At 70.5% G+C, this 10755-nt stretch carries 8 protein-coding genes; 2 read left to right on the top strand and 6 right to left on the bottom strand.

From position 1 onward, the window contains the following. Positions 1–1257: methyl-accepting chemotaxis protein (locus CRP55_RS46860; RefSeq protein WP_097328582.1), on the bottom strand; the 1257-nt coding region annotated here is incomplete at its 3' end. A 35-nt stretch (positions 1258–1292) separates the two neighbouring features. Next, positions 1293–2363 carry an erythromycin esterase family protein gene (locus CRP55_RS46865; RefSeq protein WP_097328583.1) on the bottom strand — a complete coding sequence of 357 codons (1071 nt, stop codon included), beginning with the start codon at positions 2361–2363 and terminating at the stop codon, positions 1293–1295. Between the two features lie 56 nt (positions 2364–2419). Here CRP55_RS46865 and CRP55_RS46870 point away from each other — a divergent pair, with 56 nt between their 5' ends. Both CRP55_RS46870 and CRP55_RS46875 read left to right on the top strand, forming a co-directional pair. Then, positions 2420–3646: an endonuclease/exonuclease/phosphatase family protein gene (locus tag CRP55_RS46870; protein ID WP_097328584.1), complete on the top strand. Its 1227-nt coding sequence runs from the start codon at positions 2420–2422 to the stop codon at positions 3644–3646. Positions 3647–3695: 49 nt separating this feature from the next. Continuing rightward, positions 3696–4112 carry a DUF1801 domain-containing protein gene (locus CRP55_RS46875; RefSeq protein WP_097328585.1) on the top strand — a complete coding sequence of 139 codons (417 nt, stop codon included), beginning with the start codon at positions 3696–3698 and terminating at the stop codon, positions 4110–4112. 1242 nt (positions 4113–5354) lie between these two features. Here CRP55_RS46875 and CRP55_RS46880 read toward each other — a convergent pair. From CRP55_RS46880 to CRP55_RS46895, 4 genes are read right to left on the bottom strand one after another with little or no spacing between them, the layout of a single operon-like run. Beyond that, positions 5355–6155 carry an aminoglycoside phosphotransferase gene (locus CRP55_RS46880; protein WP_097328586.1) on the bottom strand — a complete coding sequence of 267 codons (801 nt, stop codon included), beginning with the start codon at positions 6153–6155 and terminating at the stop codon, positions 5355–5357. A gap of 12 nt (positions 6156–6167) precedes the next feature. Continuing rightward, a complete protein-coding gene (locus tag CRP55_RS46885; RefSeq protein ID WP_097328587.1) occupies positions 6168–7115 on the bottom strand; it encodes a hypothetical protein in 948 nt (315 codons plus the stop codon). A gap of 11 nt (positions 7116–7126) precedes the next feature. After that, positions 7127–7747: a hypothetical protein gene (locus CRP55_RS46890; protein ID WP_097328588.1), complete on the bottom strand. Its 621-nt coding sequence runs from the start codon at positions 7745–7747 to the stop codon at positions 7127–7129. 10 nt (positions 7748–7757) lie between these two features. Beyond that, complete coding sequence (locus CRP55_RS46895; protein ID WP_245923816.1) at positions 7758–10751, bottom strand: family 43 glycosylhydrolase; 2994 nt, start codon at positions 10749–10751, stop codon at positions 7758–7760. Positions 10752–10755 lie beyond the last annotated feature (4 nt).

Genomic DNA, 10755 nt, shown 5'->3' on the forward strand with positions numbered 1-10755 from the left:
CTCGGTCTCCTGGGCCAGGTCCTTCACCTCGCCGGCGACCACCGCGAAACCCTTGCCGGACTCGCCGGCCCGGGCCGCCTCGATGGTGGCGTTCAGGGCCAGCAGGTTGGTCTGCTGGGCGATCGCGGTGATGGCGCGGACCACGTCGCCGATCTGCCGGCTCGACTCGCCGAGACGGTCGATGAGCTCGTGGGTGGCGCGGGCGGCCCGCACGCTCTGCTCGCACACGGCCGACGCCTCGGCGGCGTCGGCCGAGACCCGCTGCAGCGAGCCGCTCAGCTTCTGGGTTCCGCCTTCCACGGTACGGACGGTGCCCAGCACCTCGTCGGCCGCGAGCACCACCTCACCCGACTGGCGGGACGTCTTCTTGGCGTCGACCAGGATCTGGATCGCCGACTTCGTGAGGGTCTCGCTGGCGTGGGCGACGGTCGCGGCGGACGCGCCGATCTCCCGTACGGTAGCCCCGATCTTCCCGACGAACGTGTTGAACGACTGGCTGACCCGGGTGAACTCGTCGTGCCCGGTCGTTTCCAGGCGACGGGTCAGGTCGCCCTCGCCCTCGGCGATGTCGGCCAGCCGGTCGCCGAGCGCGGTCAACGGTCTGATGATCGAGAAGGCGAGGGCGACGGCCAGCGCGACCGACAGGAACAGCACGGCCACGCCGACCACCGTGGCGACCCGCCTCGTCGTGGTCGCCGTGTTCCGTGCGTCGGTCAGAGCGGCCGCCTCGGTGGCCCGGGCGCTGGCCAGCAGACTGTCCGAGCCGCTGCGGATCACCGCGTAGATCTCCAGGCCCTGCCCGACCACCAGGTCGTTGGCGAGCTCGGTCTGCGCCGGCGTGCCGGCCCGGTAGGCGGCGATGATCCGGTCGTCCATGTCCTCGAACTGGGCCAGGCCGTTGCGGATCGTCGCCACGTCGGCCTGCTCGGCCGGAGTCCGGGCCAGCGCGGCCAGCGTGTCGAGCTCCTGGTGGAAGCTCTTCATGGCGGCCAGATAGGCCGAGCGGGTCGTGGCGTCGTCGTCGGTCGCGTTCTTCGCACCACGGACGATGTCGAACGCGTACCCGGCCTGCCATCCGCTGACGTCGGTGACCCGGAACTTGAGCTGCTGGGCCGCGTCGAGCTTCGCCTGCGTCTGCGCCAGCTCGGCGGCGGTCACCCGGGTGCCGTGCGCCGACCACAAGGCGGCCGCGCCGACCGCCACCACGCAGAGCGAGAGCAGCAGGAAGCCGATGACCAGCCGGGTCGTCACACGCACCCGCCGTAGGACATGCACGGCGCATTTTATCCCTTTTATGGGTGTCGGCGGCCCCCGTTCCAGACTCCTTCCGGGGTCGGGCTGATCTCGGGCAGATTGACGATCAGGTCGTACGCCTCGGCGACCGGCCCTTCGAGCCACGTGTCGAGCAGCCGCACCCGGTCCGGGCCGCGCCGGCCGCGCAGCGGGCGCAGGTCGGCCACCACCGGGCGCGGGCCGAGGAAGTCCTCGACGCTGCCCGGCACGGGCGCCGGCAGCGGGACGGCCACCGTCTCGGCGCCGGCCGGGGCATCCGGGGCGGGCCGGCGGGTCGGGGTGACGCCGCCGTGAGCGGTCAGGCCGACGGCCAGGTAGTCGTCGCCGAACGCGGCGGCCAGGTGGCTGCCGAGCACGTCGAGGCCCGGGAAGACCCGCTGGATGTGCGTGTTGGCGGCCGCTACCACGATTTTGCGGTGGCCCTGACCGCGTACCCAGTCGACCGTCTCCGCCATCGCGGCGTCGCGCACGTTGAGAGAAGGGTCCGCGCGCAGCATCTGGTCGAGGAGCACCAGCAGGCGCAACTCGTGCCGGGCCTCGGCGGCGCCACGATGCCGGACGGCGAAGCGGGCGCTGAGCTCAGCCAGAGCGACCGTCAGCGCGTCGCGGTCCTCCTGCGGCATGGCGCGATAGGCGGCCAGCGCGGGCATCGTGTACGCGCTCGCGAACTTGTCGGCGTGACGGCGTACACCATCAATGTTGTCGAAGTTGGCGAGGTGGTCGAGGGCGGGGCTCATCGACGCGAGGTCGCCCGGCAGATCGAGGCCGTAGAAGGCGACGCCGTGCCGGCGGGCCCAGCCGAGCAAGTGCTGCATCTCGGGGTTGCGGCCGAAGCGATAGGTCATCGCGCCCTCGGGGAACGGGCCGGAGCCGTCCCACGCGGTCAGGGCGAGGCCCTCGCTGAAGCCGGACTCCATGAGCAGCGCCGTGAAGCCCTTCTCCTCCACCAGGAACTGCAACAGCTGATGCCGTACGAGGTCGTACTCGCGGACGTGGTGGGCGGACTCGCCGAGCGCGACGACCCGGGCATCGCCGACCAGATCGCCGAACCCCGAAAGAGAAATGTTCACCCGGCAGACCTTAGTGTTGGTTGATTGATCAAGGTCGCTCCGGATAGGACGGGAGCATGAGACGTCTATTGGTTACCGCCGTGCTGGCCACGGTGGCCCTCGGCACGCTGCCCGGTGCGGCCGAGGCCCATAAGAGCCGCGACCTGCGCGTCGCGACGTACAACCTGTCGCTCAACCGGCCTTCGCAGGGGCTGCTGCGCGAGCACCTGGCCAACCCGGACGTCGACGACGTGTACCGGCGGCAGGCCAAGAACGTGGCCGAGGTCATCCAGCGGGCGCACCCGGACGTGGTGCTGCTCAACGAGTTCGACTACGACCCGCGGGCGGCGGAACTGTTCGCGAAGAACTTCCTCGGGGTGTCGCAGAACGGGGCGCCGGCCCAGCGCTACCCGTACCGGTTCGTCGCGCCCTCCAACACCGGCGTCCCGTCGGGCTTCGACCTGAACAACAACGGCGTCATCGACACCACGCCGGGCGATCAGGCGTACGGCGACGACTCGTACGGCTTCGGGTTGTTCCCGGGCCAGTACGGGATGGTCGTCTACTCGAAGTACCCGATCGACCGGTCGGCGGTCCGCACGTTCCAGCAGTTCAGATGGAAGGACATGCCGGGCAACCTGCTGCCCACCGACTACTACTCGGCCGAGGAGCAGGCGGCGCTGCGGCTGTCGTCGAAGAGCCACTGGGACGTGCCGGTCCGGGTGCACGGCAAGACGTTGCACTTCCTGGTCTCGCACCCGACCCCGCCCACCTTCGACGGGCCCGAGGACCGCAACGGGCGCCGCAACCACGACGAGATCCGGTTCTGGGCCGACTACGTCGCCGGCGCGCGGTACTTCTACGACGACCAGGGCCGCCGCGGCGGCCTGAAGCGCGGCCAGGACTTCGTCATCGCCGGCGACCAGAACGCCGACCCGCTCGACGGCGACTCGTACGAGGGCGCCATCAACCAACTGCTCGAGCACCCGCTCATCAACTCGCGCACCCGCCCGTCGAGCGCCGGTGCGGCCGAGGCGGCGGCCCTGCAGGGCGGCGCCAACGCCACCCACGAGGGTGACCCGCGCTACGACACGGCCGACTTCGCCGACACCGCCCCGGGCAACCTGCGCGCCGACTACGTGCTGCCCCGCAAGGGCCTGAAGGTCACCGGCGCCGGCGTCTTCTGGCCGGTCCAGTCCGACCCGCTGTCCCGCCTCACCGGCGTCTACGACCCGGTCTGGGCCCCGGTCAACGGCTTCCCCACCTCGGACCACCGGCTGGTCTGGCTCGACCTGCACAAGTGACGCCGGCGGCCCGCCGCGCCCCTGGGCGTGGCGGGCCTACGCTGGGGCCATGCCGAAGACGACGCCGAACGACGCCAGCGTGGCCGCGTTCGTGGCCGCGGTCGCCGACCCGAAACGCCGGGCCGACGCCGAGACGGTGTGCGCGCTGATGACCGAGGCGACCGGCGAGCAGCCGCAGATGTGGGGCACGTCGATCATCGGCTTCGGTCGCTACCACTACCGGTACGCCTCGGGCCAGGAGGGCGACTGGCCGGCGGTCGGGCTGTCGCCGCGCAAACAGGCGCTCACCCTGTACGTCTCGGCCGGCTTCGCCGAGTACGACGACCTGCTGGCCCGGCTCGGCCCGCACAGCACCGGAAAGTCGTGCCTCTACCTGAAGCGGCTGACCGACATCGACGAGCAGGCGCTGCGCGAGCTGGTCACCGCCGCCTTCCACCACCTTCACGGCCGCACCCTGACGGCATAGCCGGCGGATCAGCCACCAGCACCAACGACGGTCAAGGCGGCACACCAGAAGCCTCGAATGCATCGTGGCGGGGCGGCTGGAAAGTCCGTTACCAGCGCTCCTGTGCTGACGACCGCAAGGTATGAGCCGGTTCGAGTCCGGTAGCCCGGCGCGCGCCTCATACGCGGCAACTCGCTACGCACCATGGCAGGCATGACTTCAGCCGCGCCGTCTGGGAGATCGACGAGCGGGGCCTTGGCGGTGCGATGGCCACTGCTGTTATCGGGGCGTTAGACCCTGTCCGCAGGGACGGCCGCCTCGCCGCACTGCGCCCGCAAAGTGGCACGAGAATGCCCATCTCACAGACAGGGAAATTGATTGTTGCGCACCTCGCTCGGACGGGTAACGCCATTTTCAAATGGCATGATCGAATTGTTGTTCTCGATCTTCCGGAGGCGGGATAATGGCTTATGCAGCAGCTGGGGTTCTTTTCTAGGTCGGTAATCGCTTCTCTGCGGGATTGGTCTGGGGTGCCGAGCCATTCGCCGGCGATGGTGGAGTTCCGGCGCGATCATGCGGAGCGGCGGCGGTGGGGGTTGAAGCGGCGTCATGCGCTGAAGTTGTGTCGGCTGCATGGCTGTTCGCGGGTGTGCGGGGAGTTGGGCTTACACGATTCGTTCGAGCGCATACCGCCGTTGGTCTGGGATGACGACGTCGAGTGGGTGCGGCGGCCGGGTCCGAGCGGCCGCGTTGACCAGGCAGACAGCGTGCCGCGGGCGGCGTCTGTCGGCTACGTGGACATGCTTGGTGAGGCCGAGGCGGTGACGCCGGTCGAGGCGGTGACGCCGGTCGAGGCGGTGACGCCGGTCGAGGCGGTGACGCCGGTGCAGTCGGCGGCCCAGGACGAGACGACAGCGCAGGCCGAACCCGGGGCTCAAGCTGGACCGGTGGACCGGGCCGAGAAGAGGTGCAGCCTGAGCCGACGGGCCGGGGCGAGGTGGCTGTGCGGGCTGAGTCGGTGGTCTCGGCCGAGATCAACGCCGGGGAACTCGGCCGTAGGCGGCGGTCGCGCCATCCGAGATCGAACGTTGCCGGCAAATGCTTCGTTGAATGGCGCCATTCGAGCGCTCGGGCCGTGAGAAGACCGGGCTGGTGACGACGAATATAGCGGCGAGCGGAAAAACGCATCCCCGACTAGTGAAAAGCTGGAGTTGCGGGTCCTGGGCGGCCAGTTTGAGATGGGAGTGAATACCTCTCCACGGGTCACAGGCCGATGGCTGTGGCTGCGCGACCGTACCGCCGCGCTTCGTCGCGTAGGTTGGCGTCGGCGCCGGACAGGAGGCGCTCGTTTGTCGTGGCCATTCGGAACAGCAGGGCGCGGGCTACCGCTGCTGGCGATACTCCCACCGTCTTCCACAGTGACGATGGGGCGTCGTGCCAGCTGAGCGCGTCAGCCACCACGATGCCGTCGGCGTATGCGGGCGGGCGCCAGTACGGTGAGATGTCGATGATCGCGGGCGGGAGTCCTGGAGCGAACAAGACGTTCTGTGTCAGGTCGGCGTGTACGAGCTGTGGGGTTCCCAAGGGGTGCAGCGCGGGCTCCAGACGTCGGGCCAGGGTGACGAACTCCGGCACGAAGCTGGTGGTCCGTTCCGACCAGGCCGTTCTGTCCGCCTGCGCCCACCAGTCCTGTCGCGTGTCGAGAAAGGGCGGGCGCCCCACGTGGGCGACCGCTCGGTGGAACGCCCGGCCGGCCGTGAGGATCTCCTGCCACGTCGACGCCGCGGAGTAGTCCGGTTCGGTGCCCTCGACCCATCGGGTGGCCGACCATCCGTGCGCGCTCCACGCGCCGTCGCGGGCACGGACCGGCGCCGCCAAGCGGAAACCCTCACAGGTGACGTCGGCGAACGCCTCGGCCAGCCATTCGTGCAGGGCGCCCCCGTCCGGCTTGAGCACCACATGGTCCGCGGCCCACGAGGTGCCCTGCCCACCGGCCAGCGGGCGGGCCGGGCCGTCGGCGCCGAAAGCTCGCAGGACGGCCGAAGGAAGGGGATCACGAGACATCCGGTGAATGTCTCATGCGCCGGCTCGGCCCTCCTGGCGTGCCGCCTCCAGCAGGTGCTCGAGGCGGCGCCGCTTGCGGCGGGCATTCCAGCGCATCGACCACACCAGGGCCGCGGCCGCCACGAGCACGAACAACTGCGGCCACGGGACCACCCATGTGGTCACGGTGGCCGGGACACCCTTCGACAGGGTGACCGTCGTCTTCACCCGGCCCAGCGCCCACACCCCCTCCACGCGGGCCGCGCCGGCGGTGGTGCCGCCGGGAAGGAGCTCGCCGAGGTCGGCCGAGGCGGTCCGGGTGCCCAGCAGTGATGAGACCTCGGCCCGGGCCTGGACGGGCAGGCGCACGTTGCCGGTGTTGGCGGCCGCGTAGGACAGGGAGACGGCGCCGGGGCGGAACGGGTTCCACGAACGCTCGTAGCGGGCCTTCAGCTCGCCGGCCGATGCCGACTCGACGACGGCGCCGGAGGCCCGCAGCAGGACGCGGAAGCCGACCCGGCTCTCCACCTGGACCGTGCCCTGCTTGCCGGCGATGGTGGCGGCGATGCCGGCCGGGTGGTCTCCCGGGCTGACCGAAACGGGGACGGTGATGGTGAACGGGACGACCTTCGTCTCCTGGGGGCCCACGGTCACCGACTTCTGGACGCTGATCCACGTACCGCCGTCGACCGACTTCCGGTCGGACGGGAGCATGTTGAAGCGGCCCTTGTCGGTCAGGTAGCCGTCAGCGGCCTTCAGGGCGAAGACGGCGCTGGTGTCCCCGAAGTTGCGGACCGCCAGGTGTTCGGTGACGGTCTTGCCGGGGTCGAGGGTCTGCTCGATCCAGCGGCGGCCGTCCGGGCCGTTCTTGCCGGCGGGCTGGACGGTCCAGGTGACTGATCCGGATGCGGGCGCCGCCGCTGCCGGCACCGCCGGCAGCAGGAGGGCGGCGGCGATGACGGCAACGGCGACGCGACGCATGTGGGGGTTCCTTACTCGAACAGGGAGAGGGTCAGCTTGGCGTGGTAGGAGCCGGCCGGCACGTCGGCCGGGGTGCGCAGGTTGAGGTCGGCGTTCACGGTGTAGGCGCCGCCGGTCACCTCGGCCGAGTCGTAGGTGGACACCAGCAGTTCCTGGTCGACGAGACCCACGTTGTTGCCGGGCTGGGTCGGCTCGTCCAGCACCGTCACGACCTCCGAGCCCTCGGAGACCAGACCGGTGTCGCCGCCGTCGATCAGTTTGGGCTTCCAGCCGAGATGGTCGGCGGTGATGGCCGGCTTGCCGGCGGCGGTGAAGTCGCTCGAGCTGCCGAGCACGGCCCAGGCCGATCCGGCGGGAATCTCCTCCAAGGTGCGGGTGTCGGTGACGGTGACAGTCGGCAGTGTGCCGGTGAACTGCCGGACCAGCAGGTCGGAGCCGTCCTCCTTCAGGGCCACCGAGTTGCCGGCCACGGTCAGCGCGAGCACGCCGGGCTCCTTGATCTCGGTGATGTCGACGCTGACGTCGAGTTCGGCTTCGTCGCCCGGGTCGGCGACCGCCGCGGCCGGGAAGACGGCGACGCCGGCCAGCAGGGAGCCGGCCGCGGCCAGGCTGAGGCGGGTTCTTCTGTTCATCTGTTCTCCTCTATGAGCAATTCAGCGCGGAGTAGGTGGCGGTGATGCCGTTGGCGGTCGCGGTGCCGACCGGCACCGAGGACGTCCGTGCGGCGAAGGCTTGGTAGGCATTGCCGCCGGCGGCGACGTTTTCGAAGACCTTCTTGCCGTACGCCGTGACGAGCTCGACGTCGGTGGCGGCGTCCCCCTCGTTGCGGGCGGTCACGGCGACGTACGCCTTCCCGGCGATGCACCGCGGCTGGGCCGTCACGGTGAGCGCGGGCCGGCTCTCGTCGGCGAAGGCACGCCATTCGGTGACGGCCACCGCCGAATAGGTGGTGCCGTTGCCGTTGGCGGTGATGGTGGCCCGCAGCCGCGAGGTGGTGACCGGGTCGAACGTCACCTTGTTGAAGGCGGTGCTGCTCGTCCCGTACGCGCTGGGGTTGGTCACGTCGTTCCACGCCGTGCCGTCCCAATACTGGAGTTTCCAGCCGTCCGGTTCGGCCACGCCGTCGCCGGTGCCCTTGGTGCTGTCGCGCCAGAACTTCAGCTCGGCGCTCGTGAGCCGGATCGGCCGCGACCAGTCGTACTGGATCCACTGGGTGGCCGGGCGGGTGCCCGACCAGGTGCCCCAGATCTGCGCCTGGCCCGGGTTGGCCGGGTCGCTGTCGTCGTTGAGCGCGGTGACGCTGTTCCATCCGGCCGTGTACGAGGCGGTCGGCACCGCGATCGGCCCCACGTTGCCGGTCAGCGGCCCCGAGAGGTCGGCCGGGATGACCACCGACTTGGCGGTCTCCAGGTTCCCGGCCTTGTCGAGAGCCCGGAACGACACCGTGTGCTTCGAGGACGAGGGCGCGGAAACCGGCCCGGCGTAAGGCGTCCAGGTGCCGTCGCCGAACGTGTACTCGATGCGGGCCAGGCCCGAGGTGGCGTCGGTGGCGGTGACGGTCACCTTCCGGTCGGCCACTGTGCCCGTGCTGGCCGGGGCGGTGGCGTCGATGTTCACCGCGAGCGTGGACGGCGCCGAGGTGTTGCCGGCCCGGTCGGTCGCGGTCGCGCTGACCGTGTGCCGCCCGTCGCCGGAGACCGTGGCCTCGGCCTGGCGGACCGGACCGGCCTCGACCGGTGCCGCGGCGTCGACAGTGGTGCGGATCGTCATGCGCCCGCCCCGGTCGTCGGCCGCGGCCGCCCGCACCCGGACCGCCGACCGGTACCAGCCCTCGGTTCCGGCGCTGCCGCTCGGTGTCAGCGTCAGCGTGGGCGCGGTCGTGTCGCCTTCGGTGTCGGCGGGCGAGATGACGGTGACCTCGGCCGTAATCCGTCCGGCGGCGTAGCCGAGCACGCTGCCGGACACGGTGAGCTTGCCGGGCTGGGCCACGTCGGCCGCGGTGAGCGCGTCCCAGTAGACCGGGATCTGGAGGCCGTCGACCGGCAGCGTGGCCGGCAGGCCGGTCTCGCCGACCTCGACCGTGATGGCCGGGGCCGTGACCGAGGCGGGCTGGGCGGCCAGGACCTTCCACTCCTCGACCGCGACCGCCGAATAGGTGGCGCCGTTGGTCGAGGCGTCGAACACCGCCCGCACCTGGGTCGTGGTGACCGCGTCGAAGGTGGTGTTCTGGAAGCCTTGGGTGGCGGTCGGATAGCCGCTCGGGTTGGCCACGTCGGCCCACTGCCCGGTCGTCAGGTTCCAGTACTGGATCTTCCACTTGGCCGGTGCGGCCACGCCGACGCCGGTCCCTTGCGGCTGGTCGTTCCAGAAATCGATCTGCGAGCCGGAGATCTTCATCGGCTGGTCCCACGTGTACTGGACCCACTGCTGCGGCGGGTTGGTGCCGGTCCAGGTGCCCCACATGTCCGGCGGCAGCGGGTTGGCCCGCACGATCTCGTCGTTGAGCGCCTTCACCCAGTACTGCGTGGGCACCGGGTTGTTGGAGACGGTCACCTGCGCGGCCTGGGCGATGTTGGCCCGCGGAGTGCGGTCCGGCTGCTTCACCGGTGTCTGCACGACCTGCTTCATGCGCGGCGGCGTCTGCGTGTCGTCCCACTCGACCTTGTCGATCGCCACCGAGCGGCGGAAGTGGTTGCCGCCCACGGCGTCCGCCGTGTGATAGGCGATGTACCACTGGCCGTCGAACTCGACGATGCCCGGGTGGCTGGTGGTCGAGGAGACCGGGGTGAGGACGGTACCCCGGTACGTCCACGGCCCCTCCGGGGCGGAGGCGGTCGCGTAGGCGATGCAGGCGTGATAGTTGGCCGGGGTGCACGCGGACGTGGGCCCGGCGTTGTTACCGGCGTACGCCAAGTAGTAGGTGTTGTTCCGCTTGAAGAGCCAGGGAGCTTCGAAGTAGCCGGTGGGCGCGGTGATGGTCCGCTGGGTGCCGACCGGGGTCTTCATGTCGGCCTGGTACTCCAGGAAGCGCAGCTGGCCGAACGTTCCCCAGTAGACGAAGACGCGCTGGCCCTCGACCAGGATGGTCGGGTCGATGTTCTGGATGTCGTTGGCGGTCGGCGTGCGCTGCGAGATGAGCGGGCCGCCGATGTGGTCGGTCCACGGGCCGGCCGGGTTGTCGGAGACGGCGACGCCGATGGCGAACTTGTCGGCGGCGGTGCTGGTGCGCTCGCTGACCGGGACGTACCAGTAGTAGCGGCCGTCCGGGCCCTGGACGACCTGGCCGGCGTAGGCCCGGCCCGGTGTGGCCCAGGAGAAGACGGTCTCGGGCCGCATCAGCGACGGGAAGTGGGTCCACTGTCCCTCCGCGACGTCCGAAGTCCGGAAGGCGCCCCATTCGTTCATGATGAAGTCGTTGGTGGTGGGACCGGCCTCGTCGTGGCCGGTGTAGATGTAGAGCTGGTCGCCGGCCACGAGGGGCGCCGGGTCGGCCGAGTAGTAGGAGCCGTCGGCCAGGATCGGGTTGGTGGCGTGGGTGAAGGTGTGCGAGTCGGCCGCCTGGGCGGCCGCGGCGGGTGCTACGAGGAGCAACCCGGCCGCGACCATCCCCGCGACCGCTGCGGAAAGCGGTCTCAAGGCG

This window comes from Paractinoplanes atraurantiacus (assembly GCF_900215205.1).
Lineage (GTDB): Bacteria > Actinomycetota > Actinomycetes > Mycobacteriales > Micromonosporaceae > Actinoplanes > Actinoplanes atraurantiacus.